The organism is Maribellus comscasis (genome assembly GCF_009762775.1).
GTDB classification, from domain to species: domain Bacteria; phylum Bacteroidota; class Bacteroidia; order Bacteroidales; family Prolixibacteraceae; genus Draconibacterium; species Draconibacterium comscasis.
In genome coordinates, this window is sequence record NZ_CP046401.1 from 4,429,796 (window position 1) to 4,453,383 (window position 23,588).

At 38.0% G+C, this 23,588-nt stretch carries 22 protein-coding genes; 10 read left to right on the top strand and 12 right to left on the bottom strand.

Going from position 1 to position 23,588, the window contains the following annotated elements:
• Positions 1–4: 4 nt before the first annotated feature.
• Both GM418_RS17490 and GM418_RS17495 read right to left on the bottom strand, forming a co-directional pair.
• Positions 5–1,177: an NADH:ubiquinone reductase (Na(+)-transporting) subunit B gene (locus tag GM418_RS17490; RefSeq protein WP_158868543.1), complete on the bottom strand. Its 1,173-nt coding sequence runs from the start codon at positions 1,175–1,177 to the stop codon at positions 5–7.
• Positions 1,178–1,210: 33 nt separating this feature from the next.
• On the bottom strand, positions 1,211–2,557 hold the full coding sequence (locus GM418_RS17495; protein ID WP_158868544.1) for a Na(+)-translocating NADH-quinone reductase subunit A: 1,347 nt from the start codon (positions 2,555–2,557) through the stop codon (positions 1,211–1,213).
• A gap of 260 nt (positions 2,558–2,817) precedes the next feature.
• Between GM418_RS17495 and GM418_RS17500 the strand changes: the two genes are divergently transcribed.
• The 3 genes from GM418_RS17500 (at position 2,818) to GM418_RS32085 (ending at position 4,914) form a co-directional block, all read left to right on the top strand.
• Complete coding sequence (locus GM418_RS17500; protein WP_158868545.1) at positions 2,818–4,101, top strand: type IX secretion system plug protein; 1,284 nt, start codon at positions 2,818–2,820, stop codon at positions 4,099–4,101.
• A 238-nt stretch (positions 4,102–4,339) separates the two neighbouring features.
• Entirely contained in the window at positions 4,340–4,486 is a 147-nt protein-coding gene (locus tag GM418_RS17505) for a hypothetical protein (RefSeq protein ID WP_158868546.1), read from the top strand.
• Between the two features lie 260 nt (positions 4,487–4,746).
• On the top strand, positions 4,747–4,914 hold the full coding sequence (locus tag GM418_RS32085) for a response regulator transcription factor (RefSeq protein ID WP_425482385.1): 168 nt from the start codon (positions 4,747–4,749) through the stop codon (positions 4,912–4,914).
• A gap of 136 nt (positions 4,915–5,050) precedes the next feature.
• On the opposite strand, the gene GM418_RS17515 is transcribed toward GM418_RS32085, so the two are convergent.
• Positions 5,051–7,132, bottom strand: coding sequence for a sensor histidine kinase (locus tag GM418_RS17515; RefSeq protein ID WP_158868547.1), 2,082 nt, complete (start codon positions 7,130–7,132; stop codon positions 5,051–5,053).
• Positions 7,133–7,411: 279 nt separating this feature from the next.
• Between GM418_RS17515 and pruA the strand changes: the two genes are divergently transcribed.
• The 3 genes from pruA (at position 7,412) to GM418_RS17530 (ending at position 10,120) form a co-directional block, all read left to right on the top strand.
• Entirely contained in the window at positions 7,412–9,049 is a 1,638-nt protein-coding gene (gene pruA, locus GM418_RS17520; RefSeq protein ID WP_158868548.1) for an L-glutamate gamma-semialdehyde dehydrogenase, read from the top strand.
• Between the two features lie 96 nt (positions 9,050–9,145).
• Positions 9,146–9,454, top strand: a complete 309-nt coding sequence (locus GM418_RS17525; protein WP_158868549.1) for an FtsB family cell division protein — start codon at positions 9,146–9,148, stop codon at positions 9,452–9,454.
• A gap of 42 nt (positions 9,455–9,496) precedes the next feature.
• The gene (locus tag GM418_RS17530; protein WP_158868550.1) at positions 9,497–10,120 is read left to right on the top strand and encodes a YqgE/AlgH family protein; all 624 of its coding nucleotides are present in this window, start codon (positions 9,497–9,499) and stop codon (positions 10,118–10,120) included.
• Here GM418_RS17530 and GM418_RS17535 read toward each other — a convergent pair whose 3' ends face one another.
• The 4 genes from GM418_RS17535 to GM418_RS17550 are packed head-to-tail and all read right to left on the bottom strand — an operon-like array spanning position 10,121 to position 13,339.
• Entirely contained in the window at positions 10,121–10,951 is an 831-nt protein-coding gene (locus GM418_RS17535; protein WP_158868551.1) for an aminotransferase class IV, read from the bottom strand.
• A 2-nt stretch (positions 10,952–10,953) separates the two neighbouring features.
• Positions 10,954–11,565, bottom strand: coding sequence for a rhomboid family intramembrane serine protease (locus GM418_RS17540; protein WP_158868552.1), 612 nt, complete (start codon positions 11,563–11,565; stop codon positions 10,954–10,956).
• Complete coding sequence (holA, locus tag GM418_RS17545) at positions 11,566–12,567, bottom strand: DNA polymerase III subunit delta (protein ID WP_158868553.1); 1,002 nt, start codon at positions 12,565–12,567, stop codon at positions 11,566–11,568.
• 1 nt (position 12,568) lies between these two features.
• Complete coding sequence (locus tag GM418_RS17550; protein ID WP_158868554.1) at positions 12,569–13,339, bottom strand: AMP nucleosidase; 771 nt, start codon at positions 13,337–13,339, stop codon at positions 12,569–12,571.
• A 109-nt stretch (positions 13,340–13,448) separates the two neighbouring features.
• Between GM418_RS17550 and GM418_RS17555 the strand changes: the two genes are divergently transcribed.
• Complete coding sequence (locus GM418_RS17555) at positions 13,449–13,901, top strand: type I restriction enzyme HsdR N-terminal domain-containing protein (RefSeq protein WP_158868555.1); 453 nt, start codon at positions 13,449–13,451, stop codon at positions 13,899–13,901.
• Here GM418_RS17555 and GM418_RS17560 read toward each other — a convergent pair.
• The 4 genes from GM418_RS17560 to recR form a co-directional block, all read right to left on the bottom strand.
• Positions 13,866–14,399, bottom strand: a complete 534-nt coding sequence (locus GM418_RS17560) for a hypothetical protein (RefSeq protein ID WP_158868556.1) — start codon at positions 14,397–14,399, stop codon at positions 13,866–13,868. The genes GM418_RS17555 and GM418_RS17560 overlap by 36 nt on opposite strands.
• A gap of 12 nt (positions 14,400–14,411) precedes the next feature.
• The gene (locus GM418_RS17565; protein ID WP_246222740.1) at positions 14,412–14,966 is read right to left on the bottom strand and encodes a GNAT family N-acetyltransferase; all 555 of its coding nucleotides are present in this window, start codon (positions 14,964–14,966) and stop codon (positions 14,412–14,414) included.
• Positions 14,939–16,897, bottom strand: a complete 1,959-nt coding sequence (locus tag GM418_RS17570; protein WP_158868557.1) for a glycosyltransferase — start codon at positions 16,895–16,897, stop codon at positions 14,939–14,941. The genes GM418_RS17565 and GM418_RS17570 overlap by 28 nt, the downstream gene beginning before the upstream one ends.
• Positions 16,898–16,981: 84 nt before the next feature.
• Positions 16,982–17,608 carry a recombination mediator RecR gene (gene recR, locus GM418_RS17575; RefSeq protein ID WP_158868558.1) on the bottom strand — a complete coding sequence of 209 codons (627 nt, stop codon included), beginning with the start codon at positions 17,606–17,608 and terminating at the stop codon, positions 16,982–16,984.
• 196 nt (positions 17,609–17,804) lie between these two features.
• Between recR and GM418_RS17580 the strand changes: the two genes are divergently transcribed.
• The gene (locus tag GM418_RS17580; protein WP_158868559.1) at positions 17,805–19,286 is read left to right on the top strand and encodes a Gfo/Idh/MocA family protein; all 1,482 of its coding nucleotides are present in this window, start codon (positions 17,805–17,807) and stop codon (positions 19,284–19,286) included.
• Positions 19,287–19,332: 46 nt separating this feature from the next.
• Here the strand turns inward: GM418_RS17580 and GM418_RS31870 are convergent, their stop codons facing one another.
• Entirely contained in the window at positions 19,333–21,615 is a 2,283-nt protein-coding gene (locus GM418_RS31870) for an NADP-dependent malic enzyme (protein ID WP_158868560.1), read from the bottom strand.
• 262 nt (positions 21,616–21,877) lie between these two features.
• Here GM418_RS31870 and GM418_RS17590 point away from each other — a divergent pair, with 262 nt between their 5' ends.
• Together GM418_RS17590 and GM418_RS17595 are read left to right on the top strand one after the other, a co-directional pair.
• Complete coding sequence (locus GM418_RS17590; protein ID WP_158868561.1) at positions 21,878–22,468, top strand: RNA polymerase sigma-70 factor; 591 nt, start codon at positions 21,878–21,880, stop codon at positions 22,466–22,468.
• A gap of 59 nt (positions 22,469–22,527) precedes the next feature.
• Positions 22,528–23,505 (top strand): FecR family protein, encoded by a 978-nt coding sequence (locus GM418_RS17595; RefSeq protein ID WP_158868562.1) that lies wholly within the window; start codon positions 22,528–22,530, stop codon positions 23,503–23,505.
• Positions 23,506–23,588 lie beyond the last annotated feature (83 nt).

The following is a 23,588-nucleotide window of genomic DNA, read 5'->3' on the forward strand; positions in this document are numbered from 1 at the left end:
AATTTTAATTTGCAGAGATTTTAGCCCTTTTTATTCTTCGTTTAACATGCGCGCCAACGACATAGTGGTCGATTAATGGTGCAAATGTGTTCATCAATAAAATGGCAAGCATCATACCTTCCGGGAAAGCTGGATTAATTACACGAATTAAAATAGCAAGCACACCGATAAGGAATCCGTAAATCCATTTTCCTCTTTGTGTTTGTGCTGCTGAAACCGGGTCGGTAGCCATAAATACAGCACCAAATGCAAAGCCACCTATAATGAGGTGTTCCCAGAAAGGCATTTCCATATATGCATTAACGGCAAAAATATTCAAAAGAATTCCCATAAAAATACCACCGGCAACCGTTGAAATCATGATTCTCCAGCTGCCAATACCTGTTACAATTAAAACGAGCGCACCCAACAAAATGGCCAGGGTTGAAGTTTCTCCTATTGATCCGGGAATCAGACCAAAAAACGCGTCAGCAACACTAAAGTTGATGTCGTTTACTGTTGTTGCCGCAGCAGCCTGAGCCATAGGAGTTGCTCCTGAGAAACTGTCGACAACTTTATCGGCACTGCCTAATGAAACCCAAACAGAGTCGCCTGACATTTGTGCCGGATAAGCAAAAAACAGGAAAGCACGCGCTACCAGCGCCGGGTTCCAAATATTCATTCCGGTACCTCCAAATACCTCTTTCCCCAGAATAACTGCAAAAGCTGTCGCAACAGCAACCATCCACAGTGGTGTCTCAATCGGCATCACAAGCGGGATAAGAATACCTGAAACAAGGAATCCTTCATTTATCTCGTGACCCCGAAGCTGGGCAAAAACAAATTCAAGCCCCAGACCAACCACATAAGATACAATTATAACAGGCAGAACTTTTAAAAGTCCGTAAATGAATACTTCAATAAAGCCTGTAGAAGCCAATTCTCCAATTGCCCTGAAATGTTGGTACCCCGTATTGTACATTCCCATTAAAATAGCAGGGACAAGTGAAAGTACAACCACAGTCATAGTACGTTTTAAATCGATATGATCGTGAATATGCGTACCAGTTTTGGATGTACTTTTGGGCACATATAAAAATGTGAAGAAACCGTCGTGAACCGAATGGAGCCAGTGATATTTTGCTCCTTTCTGCACAAGCGGTTCTGTTCTTTCAAAAAAGTTTTTAATGAATTTCATCTCTTACAACTGATTTATGTTTTCAGCAAATTATTAACCCAATTCTTTTATCATAGTATTGATTCCGGTGCGCAGAATATCCTGAACTTTTATTTTTGAAGTACACGCATATTCACAAAGTGCGAAATCTTCCTCGATAACTTCGTAAATTCCCAGTTGTTCCATTTTATCGATATCGTTTACCAGGATTGCTTTGAGCAAATACACCGGAAGAATATCCATCGGAACGAGTTTTTCATACTGACCGCTAAGAACAAATGCCCTTTCACCACCATGCAGGTTTGCATTCATTTCATATTCCTTTTTAGGGAACAAGCTGGTAAGAAAGGTTTTTGATGCACTGAACTTATTAATACCTAAATCAGCCCAACCTAAAAACTCATAATCATCCCCTTCAGGGATAACTGTAAGCATCGAATCGTAAAATCCAAGAAATGTCTGTGGTTTTACACGGGTTCCCGTAAGCACATTTCCACTGATAATACGCTGTTTGTAATCTGCCGTATTTAGTTTTCCTTTTATTGTGTATTCTACAGGTGCTCCCAGAATAGTTTTGTAATATTTTGGTTTTTCAACTTCTGAGCCTGCAAAAGCAATAATTCTGGAAAAATCAACCTTCCCGGTTTCAAATAAACGGCCAATAAAAAGCACATCCTGAACATTGATCGTCCAGGCAACCTCCCCTTTATTAAGCGGTTTTGTATGATGGATTTGAATTCCAACATTTCCGGCGGGGTGTGGCCCGGAGAATTGGTTTATTTCAACATTTTTAACAGAAGTAAACGCTGAATTTTTATTTACTCCCAGGTAAACAGTACCATCGGTTAATTTTTTCAATGCATTGATACCGGTTTGAAATGTATCCATCTGACCATCCAGAATAAAATTATAATCCGGAGCCAGCGGAGCGGTATCAAATGTTGAAATAAAAATAGCCAGTGGCTTGTCATCGGGTGAAGCTACAATTCCGTACGGACGTCTTTTAATAAACGGCCACAAACCGCTTTTTAAAAGTTGTTCCTTTATTTCATTTCCACTTAATGAGTTGGGATCTGCTTTTCTGAATTCGACAGAACCGGCACTCTCATTTGCTTCAACAACAACTTCCAGAATTTTCCGACGCTCACCGCGATTGATAGAAACAACCTTACCTCCCACAGGAGAAGTAAAAACAACTTCCGGGTGATACTTGTCGTAAAACAAAGCGTCTCCGGCTTTTACTTCGTGGTCAGCTTTAACGCTTAACTTGGGAGTAAGTCCTGGGAAATCGGTAGGTTTGAGTGCTACAGTAGCCGGAACAGGTAATGTTTCCAGTACTTTTTCGGCACTTCCTTTAAGCTTGATATTCAGCCCCTTCCTTAACTTGATTACTTCTGACATTTTTAACTAAGAATAGTATTATTTTTAGGTGGGCAAAAGTAAATAATTAATTGGCTTTTCGCAATCTTTCCCGTGGAAAGTTGCAATGTTCAAAATATACAAATAAGTCAATATGTTCGTTGATTTATGTCACGTACAGAAGAAAGCAGCCTTTTCAAAATAACAGCAGTAAAAATCAGAAATTTCAGATTAAATTAACATTTTTAGCGTTATTCATATAAATTTTAGAATTTTGAACTGACTTTGAAAAGGAAAAAGGAATGAAAAAATATCTTATAGTTGGTTTTATTTTGTTGGTTTTTAGTTTTTTATCATTTTCCCAGGAGGAAAACTTTTATTATGAAAACGCAGTTTTTAACGAAGACATTAAAACGGTTTTATTACATCGCGACGGATTTGAATTGTCCAATCCGATTTTGGAACTGGGTGAAGATGCTCAACTTGTTTTAAAGTTCGACGATTTGTCGGGTGAAGTAAAAGACTACTACTATACAATCATTCATTGCGATGTGGACTGGAACGAAAGTTTTATCTCTCAACCTGATTATATAGAGGGGTTTACTGAAAATCCACTGGACGATTATGCCTTTTCTTTTAACACCACTTTTAAGTATGTTAATTATCAGTTAAAAATTCCGAACGACAATATTCAGTTTAAAACCTCGGGGAACTATGCACTGGTTGTTTTTGAAGATAACGACAAAGAAAAAGTAGTTCTCTCAAAACGGTTTTATGTGGTTGAACCTTTAACTCAAATTGAAGGAACTGTGAGGCGTGCAACAATGGATGCATTTAAAGGAGAAAATCAGGAGGTAGATTTTACCATTTATCATGATCAGTTGATTATCAATAATCCGCAACAGGAAGTTAAAGTTGTAGTGATGCAAAATAACCGGTGGGATAATGCCATTCGGAATCTAAAACCCTTGTTTGTACGACCCAATGAGTTGGTTTATGATTATAATCGTGAAAACGTTTTTGTTGCCGGTAACGAATTCAGGTATTTTGATATACGAACCAACCGGATGAACGGTGAAAACGTGGCTTCAACTGAGTTCTTCAGACCCTATTTTCACAAAACACTTATGATTGATGAAGTGAGGACAAATAAAAGGTATTTTGAATATGAAGAGATGAATGGCGAATACGTAGTAGAATCACAAGACCGGGTACAGGATTATGATCTGGATTGTGATTACTTTTTTGTTCATTTTAGTTTGCCGCTCGAGTCTGTGATACTGGGTGGAAGTGTTAATGTTTTTGGTGCATTAAGCAATTGGAATGCGAACAAAAGCAACGAAATGACATGGAATTTTGAAACCAGCCAGTATGAATTAACGATGCTATTAAAACAGGGCTACTACAACTTTATGTATGTTTATGTTCCGCAGGGGGCGTCGGTGGCCGATCATAAAAACTTTGAAGGTAGTTTTTGGATGACAGAAAATGATTATCAGATTTTTGTGTATTATCACGATTTGGGAAGTCGTTATGACAGGTTGGTAGGATTCAGACAATTAAATTCAAAAGAAAACAGGAATTAAAAGGGGGTGGGGGATATACAGTTCTTTGGCGGTAAAAAATTATATATCCGCTCCAATTTTTTTATGATCTATTCCCTGCTAATAAAATTTTGTTTAAAGAAAGATGGATCTTATAAAAAAGCTGTATAATTATCATAGTTAAAAACCTTACTTGCTTGTAAAAAACTATACAAAAATGCTTACTTCATGATTGTCGGTCAATAGTCATTTTTGATTATTTTTAACTCAAAATATTTTTATGGATAAGTTGAAGCAAAGTATTAAGTACCACGCCAAATTATTCAGCAATATAAAAATTCAGTCGGAAGACATCGATTATGATGAGGTAAATCAAAAATATATTCCCTTTCTTCTGTTAATTGATTCATTACAACCAGTATTGTAGTTGCATCCGATTTTTATAAATGCGATTACTATTTTGTTTTCGGTAATTTTGATTCTGTTTTTGCTTTTCAGAAAAACAGGCTGCCGGTTACAAGTAATGAATGGTTTCGCCGGCGCTTTCATCCCGATGATTATATTATTAATGAAGGAAGTATCCGAGCTCTGAAATATTTTTGTCGGCAACCGGTAGAGAAACACAAAAATCTTCGGTTAATTCACAAATTCAGAATCAAAAATGATAATAATAAATGGATCAGGTTAATAGTTCAGAAGTTGACAAGATTAGCCCCCCGTGAAAAACAAGTGCTTGAGTTAATTTCAGAAGGTCACAAGAGCGCACAAATTGCTGAGAAACTTTTTATAAGTATAAATACGGTAAACAATCACAGGCGCAACGATCGAGAAATTAAATGTTTCAAATACGCCTGAAGCTGTAAAAAAGACTGCAAAGCTGGGAGTAATTTAGTTTACACGGTGTAAATTGTAGCTCAGGAATAAATCTGTAGTTTTTAGTTGGTTCAAAAGAAGAATACAGAAAACGATATTAAAAATGTTAGCCTGCGTTTTAGCTCACAATCTTTAAGAATCCTTTTCCTTCTCTGAATGGAAGCGTAAACCAGAATTTTGTTCCCTGTCCGGGCACCGACTTTAATTCGAGCTCGCTACCCAATAAACTTACATAGTGTTGCGCAATCGGAAGTCCCAATCCTGAACCGGAGGTGGTTTCGTTAATGTTATTTTTTATCCGGTAAAAGCGGCTAAAAATATTTTCTGTTTCGTCTTCGGGGATTCCAATCCCATTGTCGGAGACATAAATTTGTACCGCTTCGTTCAATATCATTTCGTAGCCCAGAGAAACGTCTCCTTTGACTGAGTATTTGATTGCATTGTCAACCAGAATACTCAGAATTTCGCGCAGGAGTTTTGCGTCAGTTTCGAAACCAAAGGCCGGATTGGGAACATCAAGGTTCATGTTGATTCTGATATCCTTGGTGTCGGGTATTAACGGCCGGTATTTGTTGTAAATATCTCTTAGTAAATTGTTTATTTTGCAGAAATCGACATGAACTTCCACCGCTTCCGTTTCAATTCGGGAAAGATGAATGGTATTATCAATCATATTTAAAAGCTGCTGTCCGTTTTGTGAAATGGCATCTGAAAATTCCATTCTTTCCAGTTGGTCAATATCGGGTTCAGCCATCATCCGCGTGAAATTGGTGATGATGTTTAATGGTGTGCGTATTTCGTGTGATAAATTAGCGAGGAAAGCCGACTTTAAACGATCCGATTCTTCTGCTTTGTTTAGTGCCCGCTCAAGTTTAAATTCGGTTGTTTTCCGGCGTGTAATGTCGCGGGCAATCGAAATAACCGAGTGTGAGGTGAGTTTTGCCAGGCGCATTTCGAACATAAAAGTTCCGTTGTGGGTGTTCAGCGAGTATTCAATGGTTTCAATGGAATTCGCTTTTAAACTCGTTTGGATACAGGCGTAAATTTTATCGGCCATATTATCAGGAAAGCCTACATCGTAAATGGTGTTTCCGATGATGTTTGCATCTTCAATTTTAAACAAATCGCTTTCCTTGATAACAAAGTCTTCGTATGTTCCTTCTTTATCTATAACAAAGAAAATATCAGGAATGGCTTCCAGCAAAACTTTGTAGCGTCTTTTGTTTTCTTCAAGCTCGGCTACTTTTAGTTTTATTCTGGTAATGTCTTCAAAAATAATATAGAAGCGGTTATATTCAGGTTTTAATATATGTGCCTTAAAATGCCGCTCCAGATTTTTGGCATAAAATTCTTTTGTTTTCTTTTTATTCAGAAGCAGTGTTTTGTTTACATCGAAATGGTTTCGGAAGATGAGGTTAAATACATAACCTGCTTCCTGGTTTTGAACTTCATATAAATTTAACTTAAAGGAAGACTCAAATGCATTGTTAACTTTTTCAATCCACAAGTTTGTTATATTGTCATCCTCGTCTCGTTCAGCTTTTATCTGGACGATCGAAAAACCGGAGTCCTGAAAAACTTTTGAAATTCCCTGGTTAATGACAGTTAGTTTCTCCGTGAAGCGATGTGCCAACCTTTTTAACTTTAAGCGCAAACCAATTGTAATGCCATAAAAAGCAACAAAAACCAGTAAGGGATGGGTAACATAAGGTTCATAAAATGAAAAAGGATCAAATAAATGGTTTGCTTTTAAAAGCTGAAATCCGAGTGTAAACAACGAAATAATGGAATAAGTCGTGATCAATGATTCTGATTCAGCAAAATAGATGAGAACAAGTAAACCTCCCAACAACCACCATAAACTGTAATAAGCGGTTTCAATTAACGGCGGATGATCGTTAAAATCGGAAATGTAATATGCATATAAAAATATCGGGATTGTAAAAGCCGTATATAAAACACTATTTATTTTTCCACGCAAACAAAAAACACCGGCGAGTGTCACGATAGCAACCAATCCGGCATTGCATACAAAGCAACTGTTCCCGGAGTAAAAAAACAGTTTGTACACGAAGTTTGCAACAGTAACAATAAGCGCTAATATTATGATAATGAATAGACTAAAAAGCCGTTGTTTTTCTTCTTCAGAAACATGGCTCCAAAATTTTTCAGAAATAATATGGGAAAACCTTTTACTCAATATGATACGACCTTTAACTCAATGTTATAAAAATAAGTATAAAGCTACAATTTCAAAGAATTTCCCAAGAAGTTTTCAAAACAAAAAAAGCGATTCGCCAATTTGATTTGCAAAATATGACAAAAGTTTTGTTTTTGGATGTGTTATGCTTATCCTTTTATAAATGAGTTTCTTAGTGGGGTGTGAAAAATACACTTCCTGATATTTGTTATGATTTACAACATATTGATTCAGTAGTTTTGTGAAAAATAGAAGAACAACAATTTAAATACAATAATTATGTCAAAAGGATTTTTTAATGTGCCTGTAGCTAAAAACGAACCAGTGTTAACCTACGCTCCGGGTACGCCTGAAAGAAAAGAACTTCAGGCAAAAATAGCAGAGCTTCGGTCGACTGAAGTTGAACTGCCGATGATTATCGGGGGCAACGAAGTTTACACCGATCGCAAAGAAAGAATGTTTCCGCCTCATGAAATTGAACATACATTGGGATACTATAATCAGGGTGTCGCCAGTCATGTGGAAATGGCTATTGATGCTGCTTTGGAAGCGAAAGAAAAATGGGCAAATCTTTCGTGGCAACACAGGGCTTCAATCTTTTTAAAAGCTGCTGATTTACTTGCAGGTCCATACAGGGCAAAAATCAATGCTGCCACAATGCTGGGACAGTCAAAAAATGCTTTCCAGTCGGAAATTGATGCAGCTTGCGAGTTGGCTGACTTTTTTAGGTTTGGGGTTCAGGAAATGACAAATATTTATAAAATTCAGCCGGAGTCGGCAAGGGGGATGTGGAACTACAGCGAGTACCGTCCGCTGGAAGGTTTTATTTATGCCCTTACTCCGTTCAATTTTACTTCCATTGCAGGAAACCTTCCGGCTGCGCCTGCGCTAATGGGAAATGTTGTGGTTTGGAAACCATCAAAAACAGCTATTTATTCTGCCGGTGTTATCATGGAAGTTTTTAAAGAAGCAGGATTGCCTGATGGCGTTATTAACCTTGTATTTGCTTCTGGTCCTGTAGCTGCCGATGTGGTTTTAACACATACTGATTTTGCAGGTATTCACTTCACCGGGTCAACAGGAGTATTTCAGAGTATCTGGAAAAAGATAGGTGACAATATTTATAAATACAAAACCTATCCCCGTATTGTGGGCGAAACCGGAGGAAAAGATTTCATTTTTGCAGACAATACAGCCGACAAACGAGGTTTGGCAATTGCCATGTTAAGAGGAGCTTTTGAGTACCAGGGACAAAAATGTTCTGCTGCTTCACGTGTTTATATTCCGGAAAGTATCTGGCCGGAAGTAAAAGAAATATTTGGAAAAGAACTGGCAACAGTAAAAATGGGGCCACCCGAAGATTTTACCAATTTTGTTAACGCGGTTATCGATGAAGCATCGTTTGATAAACTAAAAGGTTTTATCGATCGCGCGCGCGAAGATGAAGATGCAGAGGTGATTTTTGGCGGAAATTGCGATAAATCGGTTGGTTACTTTATTGAACCAACTGTAATAGAGGCCAAAAAACCTGATTACGAGACCATGCAGGAAGAGTTGTTCGGACCGGTTTTAACTATTTATGTGTATGAAGACGAAAAAATGGACGAAACGCTTGATATTCTTGACGGCACTTCGATTTACGCCTTAACAGGTGCAGTATTTTCGCAGGACCGTTACAATATTGAAAAAATTACGAAACGCCTGGAGCATGCTGCCGGTAACTTTTATATCAACGATAAACCAACAGGAGCAGTGGTGGGGCAACAGCCTTTTGGAGGCGCACGTGGATCAGGTACCGACGATAAAGCCGGCGCAATTTTTAACTTCCTCCGCTGGACTGCCATCCGTACAATTAAAGAAACATTTGTTATTCCACAACAATATACCTATCCGAATTTTCAGCCGGATGAAGAATAAACTAAACTATAAATTGTTTATAAAAAGGGAGGTGTTTTTTACATCTCCCTTTTTTTTACTTCCTGAATATTTTACTTTTACATCATATTTATTCTGATGGAGAAGAAGGGATTGAAATATCGTGTATTGAAAATAATAAGCAACAAGTACTTTATTGCTTCGGTTATTTTTTTGATATGGATTGTTTTTTTTGACGAAAACAGTATCGTCTCACACCAAAAAAACAAACGCCGCCTGAACGAACTTACCGAGCAAAAAGAATACTATATTGAACGCATTGCATCTGATAAACAAAAGCTGGAAGATTTAAATGCAGGAAAGGAAGAACTGGAAAAATTTGCCCGCGAACAGTACCTCATGTCAAAACCCGACGAAGATGTTTTTATCGTAATCCCGGAAGATTAATCCTTTTATAAATTATATGTTAAGATAATTTTATCTGTTTGAATGGTAGTTAAAATTTCTTATATTGCTCAAAGTATGGGTAAAGATCTCGACATATTTAAAATAAAAACAAACAATATTGCACCGCAAAAAGGTCGTATATTAATTGCTGAGCCATTTCTTTCAGGCAATTATTTTAATCGTTCGGTAGTGTTGCTTGTTGCGCACAGTTCGAAAGGCGCGGTAGGTTTTATTTTGAATAAACGAGTTGAATTTCCTATCCACGAAGTATTTCCGGATTTTCCGGAATTCGATGCCAAAGTTTACCTTGGCGGCCCTGTTTCCACTGATTCGGTTTATTTTATTCATAAACTGGGAGAACAAATTCCCGGAAGTATACACGTTCTCGGAAATCTTTACTGGGGGGGAGATTTTGTGGAATTAAAAAGACAAATTAAAATTGGTTTGTTACAACCTTCCGATGTTCGCTTCTTTCTGGGATATTCAGGGTGGGATTCCGGTCAGCTGGAACAGGAAATAAAAGAAGACTCGTGGCTGGTAACCGATGTTGAGGAAGAGGTTGTGATGCGGGAACTCAACCAGGCGTCGTGGGCCGATTTTGTAAAAAAAGCCGGCCAACGTTATACCATTTGGGAAAATTTCCCGGAAAATCCTTCGCTGAATTAATTATTTCACCTTCTCCTGCAGGTACACATTTAACTTTTCGTGAATTGTTACTGAATATTCATGAACAAATCGTTTGTTTTCCACACCCAATACCCACTGAATTCCCGCCTCCTCACTTGTAATAAAAAGTTCGTCAACGTGAAAGATATCCTCGCGTTTAATTTCTTCGGACTCCAAAGTCTTAAAACCAAGGTCTTTGACGATATTGATAATAATTTGCCGAAGTGTGTCTTCAAAACAACCCGCTGTGAGCCCCGGGGTAATCAATTCATTTTTTTTGAATAAAAAGATGTTGGCAGCCACACATTCACAAATCGATTTTTTTTCGTTGAGTAAAATGGTGTTCTGAAAAAAAGTGTCGCGGTTTTGAGCCAAAGCAGCTCTCCAAATCGATTCATTAAAAACAGGAAAACGGTTCAATTTGTTAGCGGAATATTTTTTTATACCCGAGTAATTCAGTAAAATTCCTTTGTTGGAAAGAGGAAATTCAAACGTGCTGAAGGGCTGGCTGGTGACAAGAAAATTAAATCCGCTTTTATTCCACAGCAACTGGAAAAAAACAAATCCGGAACGGTATAAGCGGTTTTTATTGAGCATGCGTTTGGTAATGCGGAAAAGCTCGCGTTTGTCTTTTAAAAATGCCGGAACGGGCAGTTGCAGCATGTCAACTTGTTTGGCCAGCAAGTCAATATTTTCGTTAAATAATGGAATGCCCCCAAAACCGTACCATATTTTCCGGGTGATTTTTAAAGTGTCATCGGTAAAAAAAAGGAAAAGATCGGGTTCGCCTTTTTCAACAATTTCGCCGTTGTATATCAGAAAACGGTTCATTTTTAAAGAAACGCAAACAGTTTATCAATAAAATTTTCGAATAAACCGGGTTTTAATAAAATGGGGAAAATAAATCCAAAAACAGAACCAAGGAAGTGTGCATCGTGCGCCACATTATCGTTTTTTTGTTTGCTCATCTGGTAGGAATAAAACAGGTAACCAATTGCAAATAAAATGGCTGGAATCGGAAGTACAAAAAAGAGTAAAAGTTTTTCCAGCGGTGCAAAGAATATAAAGGCAAACAATACTGCGGAAACAGCACCGGAAGCACCAACCGCATTGTAATAATAGTTGTTCTTGTTTTTGACAAGGCTCCAGAGGTTTGAAGTCAGAATTCCTCCAAAATAAAGAAGCAGGTAGAATGCCGTGGCTTTGTTTCCAAAGTAATAGCCCAAAAAACTTTCGATATGCGGACCAAAAAAATAGAGCACCAGCATATTTACAATCAGGTGCGACCAGTTGGCGTGAATAAAAGCATGTGTTACCAGCCGGTAATATTCCTTTTCCTGAATAATTTTTGCTGCGTTAAACTGCAATTTGGTCATCAAATCACGGTTTTGAAAACCCATGTATGAGATAAAAGCTGTTATCCCGATAATAAACCACGTAGTCATTTAATGTAATATTTTGTAAATCATTTCTTTTTGTAAATCGGCCATGTCAACCATAGTCGACACTTCAAAACCTTTGCTCTTCATGTCATAATCGCGCAAAATTCCCATTATCTCGTACAGTTTTGTTGGCGAATATCGTTTTGCCGCCGCAATATACGATTTTGCTATAAAAGGGTGAACCCGCAATTCAGCACTCACGTTTCGTTCCGATTTGTCTTTCAGAAAATGATAAGTAAACAATTTTGAGAAATAGAAATAAAGATTTGATATTGTTTTCTGGATTGGATTGGTTGACGGATTTTCCCCAAAATACCGGATAATCTGGTTGGTTTTAAAAACATTTTTTTCGCCCAGGGCATTTTGTAATTCGAAAATATTATAGTCCTTACTTAATCCGATATTTTTTTCAATGTGTTCGGGTGTTATTTTGGTGGTATCTTTTACTGCAATTACCAGTTTCTCCAATTCGTTGGCTACTTTACTCAAGGCGTTACCCAAATAGGCGGTTAATATTTGTGCAGCCTGCGGAGTTATGGTATAGTTTTTTCCTTTCAGGTAACTTTCAATCCAGTTGGGAACTTTGTTTTCATATATTTTTTTTGAGGTAAAAATAACCCCGTTTTTTTTGATGGCTTTTGCCAGCCGGGTTCTCGAGTCGAGGTTTTTATACTTGTAATTCAGCACCAAAATAGTTGAGGAGAGCGGTTTCTCAGCGTATGAAGCGAGGGTCTCTATTTTATTTAAACTTTGTGCTTCTTTTACTATAATTACCTGCTGGTTAGCCATCATTGGGAAACGCATCGCACTTTCAGCAATTACAATCGGATCGGAATCTTTTCCGTAAAAGACGGTTTGATTAAATCCACGTTCAGCTTCCAAAAGTACATTCTTTTCGATGTAGTTTGAAATGATGTCAATAAAATAAGGTTCTTCACCCTGAAGAAGATAAATCGGACTATAGGTTTTGCTTTTCAGGTTTTGGATAATAGTTTCAAATTCCATATTAAAATCTCAGGTGTTTTACGGAAAGCCCGTTATTTTTTATTTCAAACAATGCATCGATTCCAGCTTGCAAATGTCTTTCCACATAACTCGATGTGACCTTCTCGTCGCTTTCTGTGGTTTTTACTCCGGATGAAATCATCGGCTGGTCGGAAACCAAAAGTAAAGCTCCGGTAGGAATCTGGTTGGCAAAGCCTGCGGTAAAAAGCGTTGCTGTTTCCATGTCGATAGCCATCGCACGTGTTTTTTTTAGGTATTTTTTAAACCTGTCATCATATTCCCAAACGCGGCGGTTGGTAGTAAAAACTACTCCTGTCCAGTAATCCTGGCTTGAATTTCTTAAAATATGTGAGACCGCACGTTGTAAGTTAAAAGCAGGCAATGCAGGAACTTCAGGCGGTAAATAATCGTCGGATGTACCTTCGCGCCTGATGGCAGCAATCGGTAAAATTAAATCGCCCAATTGGTTTTTTCGTTTCAAGCCCCCGCATTTTCCAAGGAATAAAACACTTTTGGGTTTAATTGCGCTTAGCAAATCCATTACCGTTGCTGCGTTTGGGCTTCCCATTCCAAAGTTAATTATAGTGATTCCTTCGGCAGTAGCACTCGGGAAGTTTTTGTTTCCCCCTTCCACCGCAACTTCGAAACGGCGGGCAAAACTGTCAACATAATTCTGGAAATTGGTCAACAAAATGTATTTTCCGATTTCATCCAGGGTTTTTCCTGTATACCGGGGCAACCAGTTTTCAACAATATCTTTTTTTGTCTTCATAAATTGCTTTACTTTATCAACAAAAATCAGAGTAATTTATAGGCTAACGCAAAAATACGTTTTTAGTTCTCGTCAGCCAAAAGGAGTTAATAAGTAAAAAATGATTTCGATGAGGAAATTAAATTTGCCTTCATATACTTTTAAAGTTCAAACCGATGGCGGAAAGGAACTTATTTATGATTTTATTCGAAAAAAGTATGTGGTTTTAACTCCTGAAGAGTGGGTCCGGCAAAATTTTATTCAGTATTTAATCCATGAAAAGAATTATCCTGCATCGCTGATGGCGGTCGAAAAAAAACTCATGGTGAACCACCAGCCGCAACGGTTTGATTTGCTTATCTACAACCGCAAAGGACAAGCCCGTGTAATTGTGGAATTTAAAGCACCCTCGGTTAAAATTACGCAGGAAACCTTTGACCAGGCTGTGCGTTACAACATGGCTTTGAAAGTGAAATACATTTTGATTTCCAATGGAATGCAACATTTTGCCTGTGAAATTGACTATGAAAAAAACAGCTATACTTTTTTACAGGATATTCCGGGATTCCAAGTGATCCTCTGAAAATACCCTCCATTTGTTCATTCTGTAAGTTCTTCGGCCAACCAGTTTTATTCCGGCAACTGTTGTTACTACCCCGGCAAGCGGCACTAAAAAAATACCAGGGCCGGCTTTCTGCATAAGAATTAAAATTATACTTAGCGGAACTCCGCCAACTGCGGCAGCAATTCCGGCAACCAATAACGGAACCCCGCTAAAAAATTCGGCCTTGTTTAATTTTCGCTGTGCCCTGAACGAATAGATATCATTAAAATAAATGGTGTCCTGCCGTTGCGTGAGCAGATAATTTTTTCCAACTGATTGTAGTCTTGTCCGGATATATGCGCCCGATTGCGTTTGGATTTTTAGTCTCGTACCATTGGCAATATTGCGAACTTTTTCAGGTTTTGAAATTTTGGAAATCAGTAACATTTTTTCTGCAATCTGGCTCTGCAGGTTATTCAGAAAAAAAAGAGAAAATGTAACGGTTATCATTAGTCGCAATATATGCTTTGTTTTCATTGAGCTTGAATTCTAGGATGTTAAGATCTTTTGACAGATAAGTTCATCTTTCCAGCCATTCATCGTCTTGAGCCAGTCTTTTTTTATCCCGGCTTTTTTAAAACCTGCCTTTTCAAACAATTGAATACTCGGGAGATTGTCAGCAGCAATATGGGCATATAATTGTTTGAGTCCAAGAATATTTAACGCATAATTTGATAGTGCCATTAATGCGTCGGTAGCATACCCTTTTTTTCGCTCGTTGATGTTATGGATCATAATTCCAACACCCGCCCGCAAGTGGTAAGGTTCAAAATCAAATAAATCAACGGCTCCAACTGCCTGAAGGTCTTTGTTTTGAATTATCAGTCTCAGTTGTTTGACTTCATAGATATCTTTTGCCGACTCCTTTAAATACTGCGCGAGAATATATTTTGAAAATGGGGTCTTTGTATTGCTCACCGTCCAGATTTCAAGGTTATTTTCCCATGAATATAAAAGCTCAATATCTTCCGGCTCAAGTGCCCGAAGTATAATTTTTCCGTATGTTAGTTCGTCGCTCATTTTTGTCTGTCGAGGTTTTTCCATCCTTTTAATACAATTTCAGCATCGGTTAAAATACTGTAATCTTTTGCGTAAAGTACATTTAGTTGTTTCTCTTTTTCTGCGTCCAGTTTCAGATCAGAAAAAATATCGCCCGGATTTAACACACCAGGTTTTAATTCAGGCAGCATTTTATTTGTTTCTGAACCGGAAATATAGCCCACCCAGGTTTTTTTTCCGCCTAATGTTTTAAAAATATTTCTGATAAACGATGATTTCTTTTTAAAAAACCAAATAATAACAGGGCTCAAAACAAAAAAAGCCAGTGAAAAAGTTATATCAAAAAATCGTTTTTTTCTTTTATTTGATGCTTTCGAGATGGTATTTAAATTTAAAACATACAGATCTCCAGCCGTATGAATTGAGTTGCTGCCAATAATACTGACACTTTCCGGCGGTGCAATTTTATAGTCAACATTTAGTTGGGTTAAATCGAGCATTGATTTAATAATTTCGGCTGAACTAATATTTTCTGCACAAAACACAACTTCATCAATTCGGTTGATACTCAGAATTTCTTTGAGCTGCGACAGCTGACCGATGTAGTTTTGTCCGCGGTCGGTTTTGTCAATGGCTACAAAACCAGCTATTTCTGAACGAATTTGCGTTTGTTCCAGTAATTTCTGAATACGCGCTGCTTCAGAGGAATGACCTACAATTGCAATTTTTTTGGTCTTTTTAATATCCAGTCTGAAACCGTTAAATTTCAGCCAGTGAAAAACGAGACGATAAAAAATCAGAACTGTAACTGACCACAGAGACCCGAGGAGGATGAGTGCCCGTGAAAACCGGAATTGAATGTCAACGAGCGAATACACCAGTAAAATGGCCACCGACCCCCAAATTAAACCGCGAATAATTTTTAAGAGGTTGATTGGCTTTTTGTAACCCCCTGAAAACAATATCCCCAGAATCCAGAAAATAATATAAATGGGAACAACAAATCGGAGAAATTCAGGCGGGTAGTGTCCGGGTTCAAATTTGAAATTTTCCCAAAAGGGGGTTAAAAATAAAAAACCGATATAAATAAAAACTACATCAAAAAGCGGTGTGTAAATTTTGTTGAATATTCTTCCCGTGATGGAGATAAATGCCCTGAAATAAATGGCAAAATGGATAAAAAGCGAAAAAATATCTGCTTTTCCACCGGAGAAATGTTTCCGTGCAAAAATGTTCATTGCATTGTAAAATACTTTTACATAATTCAACGAGCCTTTTTTTGTACTTTCTCCCTTGTAATGGATGATTGTAGTTTTTGGGAAATAATAATTTTTGAATCCTGCCTTTGTAATCCGGTAGGAAAGATCGATGTCTTCTCCATACATAAAAAAAGTTTCATCGAGTAAGCCAATTTTGTCGAGCACGGTTTTTCGTAATAACATAAAAGCACCGGCCAAAACATCTACTTCATGAATTTTATTTTCATCGAGGAAGGAGAGATGGTATTTTCCAAATCTTTTCGACTTTGGAAATAATCCTGATAATCCAAACATTTTGTAAAAAGCAACCCACGGTGTTGGTAAGCCTCTTTTCGACTCAGGAAGAAAATTTCCTTTTCCGTCAATCATTTTCACACCAAGTCCGCCAGCATCTGCGTGTAAGTCCATAAATTCGATTACTTTTTCAAAAGTATCTTCTTCCACTACAGTATCAGGATTCAAGAGCAAAATATATTTTCCTTTTGCTTTTTTGATGGCTTGATTGTTGGCTTTTGAAAATCCTAAATTTTTCTTATTGGCAATAAATTCAACTTCCGGAAATTTTTCAGGGATGAGCTGAACCGAACCATCCACAGAATTATTATCAACCACAAAAATTTCAGTGGAAATATTTTTTGAAGCTTTTAAAACCGAGTGTAAACACTGCTCCAGAAAATGTTTTACGTTGTAGTTGACGATAATTACCGAAAGTTCCATTCGTTTGGCTTCGCAATTTTTTTCAAATGTATTGATTCCTTTTGGATAACGGAAAAGTTTTGGATTTCTGATATAGCTGCATTTCTATTTTCCCAGCGAATTTTCATAATTCACCCGGTTTACCAACGAACGCCCCAGGGTGATTTCATCGGTATACTCCAGATCATCGCCAATTGAAACTCCGCGCGCCAATGTGGTTACTTTAACGTCCTTTCCCTTGAGTTTCCGGTAGATGTAAAAATTGGTAGTGTCTCCTTCCATTGTCGTTGAAAGTGCAAGAATAACTTCAATCACTTCACCTGAATCAACGCGTTTAATTAACGATTCAATCTCCAAATCAGAGGGGCCAATTCCGTCCATTGGTGAAATAATTCCTCCCAGTACATGGTATAATCCATTGTATTGCTGTGTGTTTTCCACCGACATAACATCACGGATGTTTTCAACTACGCAAATTACTGAATTGTTTCTCGCCGGGTTTGCACAAATCTGGCATGTCTCGGTATCCGATATATTATGGCAGACCTTGCAATGTTTTATTTCATTTCTTAATTGAATCAAACTATTTCCAAAGGCGCTTACCTCCGAAGCTTCCTGCCGCAGCAGGTGCAACACCAGGCGAAGTGCGCTTTTTCTTCCGATTCCGGGAAGTTTGGAAAATTCGTTTACAGCATTCTCCAGTAGTTTTGACGGGTATTTTTCAATATTCATTCCTGCATTTTTCAGGTTCAAAAGTAAAATGAAAATGTAATAAAAAAGTAGTATTCACAGATTTTTCTTTCTTTGAATCCTTACTTTCCCATTTCATAAAAGAAAGTTTTAAGCTGTTTCTTTTATTTTCAAACTTTTTAAATTACCTTTCTTTCCTTATTTTAAATATTTCTGACCAATTAAAACTAAATCAAAAATGAAATCTCAAAAGAAAGTAAAAGTATCCAGAAGAAATTTTATTGGTACAACTGCAGCTGCAGCTGCAGGGTTTTCAATTGTTCCGCGTCATGCGGTTGCGGGGCTTGGGCATGTTGCACCCAGCGATAAGTTAAACATTGCAGGAATTGGCATTGGAGGGAAAGGAAAAGTTAACCTTCGGAATATGCCGGGGCAAAATATTGTTGCACTTTGCGATGTTGACTGGGATTATGCGCAACCGGTTTTTGATACCTACCCGGGCGCGAAGAAATACAAAGATTTTCGCGAAATGCTGGAAAAACAAAAGGATATTGAGGCCGTTGTGATTGCTACCCCGGATCACACGCATGCTTTGTCTGCTGCCGCTGCAATGGAACTGGGAAAACATACTTATTTGCAAAAACCATTAACTCATTCGGTTTGGGAGTCGAGGTATTTGACCAAGCTGGCAGAAAAGACCGGGGTTGTTACCCAAATGGGAAATGAAGGTCATTCGAATGATGAGGTTTACGAAGTTGCCGAAGTTGTTCAGGGAGGCTGTTTGGGGGTTATTAAAGAGGCACATGTATGGACCAACCGCCCAATTTGGCGACAGGGAATGCCCCAACCGTTAAAAGAGGTAAAAGTGCCCAAAACGCTTTCCTGGGATTTGTTTATTGGCCCGGCAAAAATGCGGCCTTACAATCCGGAATATCACCCATGGATTTGGAGAGGATGGTGGGATTACGGAACAGGCGCTTTGGGCGACATGGGATGTCATTTGCTCGATGTCCCTAATTTTGCGCTTCAATTGGGTGCTCCTGTTGCATTCCAGGCCAGCTCATCGTTGGTGAATACTGAAAGTGCGCCGGTTGCCGCAAAGGTTTCTTATCTCTTCCCGGCAAGGAAGAATTTACCTTACTGCGCGTTACCTGAATTGGAATTAACCTGGTACGACGGAGGTTTTATGCCTGCTCGTCCGTTTGATTTGCCGCTGGATGCTCCGATGAACCCGGGAGGAGGTTTTATGTTTGTTGGTTCAGAAGCGACGTTGATTGCAGAAAGTTACGGCGCCAAATGGAAAGTATATAAAAACGGAGAAGAGTTTACTCCAAAGCCAAAAGTTAAACTGGAAAGAATTCCTGATGATCCGAATGGAGGAGGCCGTCATGAAATGCATTTTGTAAATTGCTGCAAAAACGGTGGGACCCCAGCTTCCAGTTTTGAATATGCAGGACCATTCAACGAAATGGTTGTAATGGGTAATCTTGCTGTTCGTATGCAGTCGTTGCAAAAAACATTGCTTTGGGATAGTGAGAATATGAAGGTTACCAATATTTCTCCGGATGAGAAACTAAGGACAACCAAACTTTTGCCTTTTGCGGAAGATGTTGTTACCCGGAAAGTTGAACGTGAATCAAAAGAAAACGTTGAATGGAATGCACAGGAAATGTGCGAAGAATGGGTTAAACATTCGTATCAAAACGGCTGGAGCCTGTAAAAAAAAGTCCCTAAGGAAAAGAACTTAGGGACTTTTTTTTATTCTGTTATTCTCCAGTTCCTGGAACTGCCTGCGCATCAACAACAGCAATGGCAACCATGTTAATTATTTCACGTACCGAACTGTCGCGCTGCAAAATATGAATCGGTTTTTTCATTCCCATCAGCACGGGACCAATGGCTTCGGCTGCCCCCATAGTTTGTAAAATCTTATAACAAATATTACCGGAACTCAGGTTGGGGAAGATCAATGTGTTTGCATCGTTGTCACCCAATTTGCTAAACGGATATCTTTTGTATCGCAATTTTCCGTTTAAGGCATAATTTGCCTGCATTTCTCCGTCTGCAATCAAGTCCGGGTATTTTTCGTGTAATATTTTTACGGCTTCTTTTACTCTCACCGGACTACCATTTCCTTTAAATGCTCCAAAATTGGAGTAGGAGAGTAACGCTATTCTCGGAATGATGTTAAATTTCTGAACTTCCGCAGCTGTTAAGATGGTGGTATCAACTAAGGTTTGGGGAGCCGGATCCATATTTACGGTTGTGTCGGCCAAAAAAATCGGACCTTTTTTGGTTATCAGAATATACATTCCTGCAATATGATTAAACTGTTCTTTTACTCCAATTACCTGGAGTGCCGGACGAATGGTGTCGGAGTACTTTCTTGAAAAACCGGAAATAAAAGCATCAGCTTCGCCTGTTTCCACCATCATGGCACCAAAATAATCGCGGTTATACATTTTTTCAACAGCCTCGTCGTAGGTCATTCCTTTTCTTCTGCGCTTTTCATAAAGAATTTTTGCATACCTGTGTCTTTGGTCGTCTGAAACCGATTTAAATAAATCGATAACCGTTACATTTTCAATTTGCAACTGATTTTCTTCAATTAAAGCCTTAATTTTTTCTTCATTTCCCAAAAGAACAGGCCTGGCAATTCCTTCCCGAATGACAAATTGAACTGCTTTTAACACTTTAAAATTATTGGCTTCAGCAAACACAACACGTTTAGGTTCCTGTTTTGCTTTGTTTCGGATGGCCATGATAAGTTTATTGTCAATTCCCATCCGGCTTGATAATTCCTGTTTGTAGGCTGTCCAGTTTTTTATGGGATTTCGCGCTACACCGGTTTTCATTGCGGCTTTTGCAACAGCTATTGACACGTTATGTATTAAGCGCGGATCAAGAGGTTTGGGGATGATATAGTCTCTTCCAAAAACGATGTTTTGTTTGTTGTACGCTTTGGCTACCAATTCGGGCACATACTCTTTTGCCAAATTTGCCAACGCTTTGGCAGCAGCAATTTTCATTTCCTCGTTGATGTGAGTAGCACGAACATCAAGTGCCCCCCTGAAAATAAAAGGAAATCCAAGCACATTGTTAATCTGGTTGGGATAATCACTTCTTCCGGTAGCCATGATAATATCTTCGCGCGCTGACGTTGCATCTTCATAAGTGATTTCCGGATTCGGATTTGCCATGGCAAAAACGATGGGATCTTTGGCCATCGAGCGAATCATCTTTTTTGTAACAACATTTCCTACCGAAAGTCCGAGGAAAACATCGGCGTCAACCAAAGCTTCTTCCAGCGTGTTAATTTTTTGTTCTGTAACAAATTGCTGTTTTATCGGATTTAAATCGGTACGCGATTGGTTCAAAACTCCTTTACTGTCAATCATCACCACGTTTTCGGGTTTTACTCCAAGGCTAAAATACAAACGGATACACGAGACAGCAGCTGCGCCGGCACCGTTTACAACCACTTTTATATTTTCAATGGCTTTATTGTTTAATTCGAGGGCGTTTATTAATCCGGCCGCCGAAATTATGGCAGTACCGTGCTGGTCGTCATGAAAAACCGGGATGTCCAGTTCGCGTTTTAAGGTTTCTTCAATCTCAAAACATTCTGGAGCTTTTATATCTTCTAGGTTTATTCCGCCAAAAGTTGGAGCAATGGCTTTTACAACTTCAATCAGTTTTTTTGGGTCTTTTTCATTTACTTCAACATCAAAAACATCAACATCGGCAAAAATTTTAAACAGTAATCCTTTTCCTTCCATTACCGGTTTCCCTGCTTCTGGACCAATATCGCCAAGGCCGAGTACAGCCGTGCCGTTTGAAATCACTGCAACAAGATTTCCTTTTGAGGTGTAGCGGTATACATCATCACGGTTTTTGTGAATTTCGAGACAAGGCTGAGCAACTCCCGGTGTGTAGGCCAGCGACAGATCGTACTGTGTATTGTGTGGTTTCGTAGGAACAACTTCAATTTTTCCCGGGCGTTCTTTTTCATGATAATCCAGAGCGTCTATTCTTCTAATTTTGGACATGGTTAGTGATTTTTGATTTCTTATAAATTTATAAAAATCAATTCCGAAATAGTAGGATTTTAGTCAGATTCGAAGGCAAATTGTTGTAGAACATCAACTTTGGAGAGCAAAATACTACGTGAAATTATGAGAAAAATTAACCATATACTCCATAGGGGGGGTTAAATCAGGAATTCCTTTTGTTTATTTTTTCTTGAATGGATTTATATAAATTAGCTGCGGAATTCAAATCCAGATTAATTATTTCTTTTTTTGCATATAAATGCGTTGGTCAGAGAAAATAAGTATTCAAAAACTCAGGGACGGAGATAAAGATGAATTTGAAAAAATTTATTTTGATCTTTTTGACGTGTTGTATGCCTTATGTTACCAATATACCCTTAACAAGGAAATATCTGAAGGAATTGTACAGGATTCATTTTTACGTTTGTGGGAGATTAAAAATGAATTAAAGGAGAAATCAAATATTAAAAATCTGCTGTACACCATTGCCAAAAATAATTGCCTGAATTATTTACGAAGCCAGCAAATTGTTTGGAAACATTTGAACCACATTAAAGCCAGAGAGTTTTCCTATGCAAGTCAATTGCTACATGATGATGGCGATGATTTTCTTGAGTTTGAAGAACTGCTTAACATTGTCTCTGAAGCGATAGAAAAACTTCCGGAAGAACAAAAACAGGTTTTTAAAATGAGTCGGATGGAGGAAATGAAATACAATGAAATTGCTGGGAAATTAAATTTAAGTGTCAAAACCATTGAATCACGGATGTCGAAAGCGCTTAAATTCTTGCGTATTGAGTTGAAAGATTATCTTGCTTTAATCGTTTTAATAACAAATATTCTTAAATAAATTTATTTTTTTGATAGGGTAAAACAAATTTTATGTGTTTAGTTTAAAATTTGTATTGAATGGATCCTGTTGAAATAATAAAATTTCTTACTGATGAAGTTGAAGAAAAAGAAAAATCAGCATTCTTTGAAAGATTAAAAAAAGACAAACAACTGGAAAAGGATTTTTTGCTGGTGCAAAAGATTTGGCGAGTTGCTCAACTTCATAAAATAGATATATCTCTTACTCAAAAGAAACAACTTTTCAACGAGTTTTGGGAGAAACGACAAAAGCCGGATAAGGTTTTGTTTTCATTCACATCAAAAATCCTTCGTTATGCTGCCATTTTTATTTTGCTTATTTCATTGCCTGTAGTTTTTTTTCTTGGAAAGAATCAGGGATTTTCCCATGAAACCTATACAAATATAAGTTGTGCTTTGGGAGATAAAACAGAGATATCTCTCCCCGACAGTTCAAAAGTCAGTCTCAATTCCGGAAGTGAACTAATCTTCAATAATAATTTTGGAGAGAAAGGAAGGCAGGTTTCCCTCAAAGGGGAAGCTTTTTTCTCTGTTGCAAAGGATAAACATACACCTTTTGTAGTTAAAGTTAATGAACTCGAAGTTGAGGTATTGGGTACAGAATTCAATTTGAAAGCGTACCCGGAGGAAGAGAAAGTCTCGGTGACTCTTGTAGAAGGTAGTTTAAAAGTTTCGAGTGATAACCAAAGGACTATAATTGAACCCAACCAAAAATTGGTTTACGATAAACAGACTCAAGCGATGACAAAACAAATTTTATCTGATACTGCCGCTGAAACAGAGTGGAAAGACGGAAGATTAGTTTTTCGGAATGAATCGCTGGCCGAACTGGAATTAAAACTGGAGCGGTGGTTTGACGTAGATATTTACTTTGCAGATGATCAAGTCAAAACCAAACGGTTTACAGGAATACTCGAAAGGGAAAGTATTTTAGAGGCTATTTCTTATTTTGGCTACTCAAAATATGTTGGATATACAATTAACGGAAACGAGATAACATTTTACTCAAAAAACTAAAATTTTATATGCCTATGCGTTGAATAAATCTTTAAACAAAAAGGGAAGTGCGCTAACACCTCCCCATTAATTAAACCGAAGTT

Bases quoted from the DNA above. Each gene is read 5' to 3' on its own strand.
- GM418_RS17505 (WP_158868546.1), top strand. From the start codon at position 4,340: ATGGATAAGTTGAAGCAAAGTATTAAGTACCACGCCAAATTATTCAGC.
- GM418_RS17495 (WP_158868544.1), bottom strand. From the start codon at position 2,557: ATGTCAGAAGTAATCAAGTTAAGGAAGGGGCTGAATATCAAGCTTAAA.
- recR (WP_158868558.1), bottom strand. From the start codon at position 17,608: ATGAATATTGAAAAATACCCGTCAAAACTACTGGAGAATGCTGTAAAC.
- GM418_RS17540 (WP_158868552.1), bottom strand. From the start codon at position 11,565: ATGACTACGTGGTTTATTATCGGGATAACAGCTTTTATCTCATACATG.
- GM418_RS17565 (WP_246222740.1), bottom strand. From the start codon at position 14,966: ATGGAAAAACCTCGACAGACAAAAATGAGCGACGAACTAACATACGGA.
- GM418_RS17525 (WP_158868549.1), top strand. From the start codon at position 9,146: ATGGAGAAGAAGGGATTGAAATATCGTGTATTGAAAATAATAAGCAAC.
- GM418_RS17530 (WP_158868550.1), top strand. From the start codon at position 9,497: ATGGTAGTTAAAATTTCTTATATTGCTCAAAGTATGGGTAAAGATCTC.
- GM418_RS17560 (WP_158868556.1), bottom strand. From the start codon at position 14,399: ATGAAAACAAAGCATATATTGCGACTAATGATAACCGTTACATTTTCT.
- GM418_RS17590 (WP_158868561.1), top strand. From the start codon at position 21,878: ATGCGTTGGTCAGAGAAAATAAGTATTCAAAAACTCAGGGACGGAGAT.
- GM418_RS17570 (WP_158868557.1), bottom strand. From the start codon at position 16,897: ATGGAACTTTCGGTAATTATCGTCAACTACAACGTAAAACATTTTCTG.
- GM418_RS17550 (WP_158868554.1), bottom strand. From the start codon at position 13,339: ATGAAGACAAAAAAAGATATTGTTGAAAACTGGTTGCCCCGGTATACA.
- GM418_RS17595 (WP_158868562.1), top strand. From the start codon at position 22,528: ATGGATCCTGTTGAAATAATAAAATTTCTTACTGATGAAGTTGAAGAA.
- holA (WP_158868553.1), bottom strand. From the start codon at position 12,567: ATGGAATTTGAAACTATTATCCAAAACCTGAAAAGCAAAACCTATAGT.
- GM418_RS31870 (WP_158868560.1), bottom strand. From the start codon at position 21,615: ATGTCCAAAATTAGAAGAATAGACGCTCTGGATTATCATGAAAAAGAA.
- pruA (WP_158868548.1), top strand. From the start codon at position 7,412: ATGTCAAAAGGATTTTTTAATGTGCCTGTAGCTAAAAACGAACCAGTG.
- GM418_RS17490 (WP_158868543.1), bottom strand. From the start codon at position 1,177: ATGAAATTCATTAAAAACTTTTTTGAAAGAACAGAACCGCTTGTGCAG.
- GM418_RS17555 (WP_158868555.1), top strand. From the start codon at position 13,449: ATGAGGAAATTAAATTTGCCTTCATATACTTTTAAAGTTCAAACCGAT.
- GM418_RS17535 (WP_158868551.1), bottom strand. From the start codon at position 10,951: ATGAACCGTTTTCTGATATACAACGGCGAAATTGTTGAAAAAGGCGAA.
- GM418_RS17580 (WP_158868559.1), top strand. From the start codon at position 17,805: ATGAAATCTCAAAAGAAAGTAAAAGTATCCAGAAGAAATTTTATTGGT.
- GM418_RS17500 (WP_158868545.1), top strand. From the start codon at position 2,818: ATGAAAAAATATCTTATAGTTGGTTTTATTTTGTTGGTTTTTAGTTTT.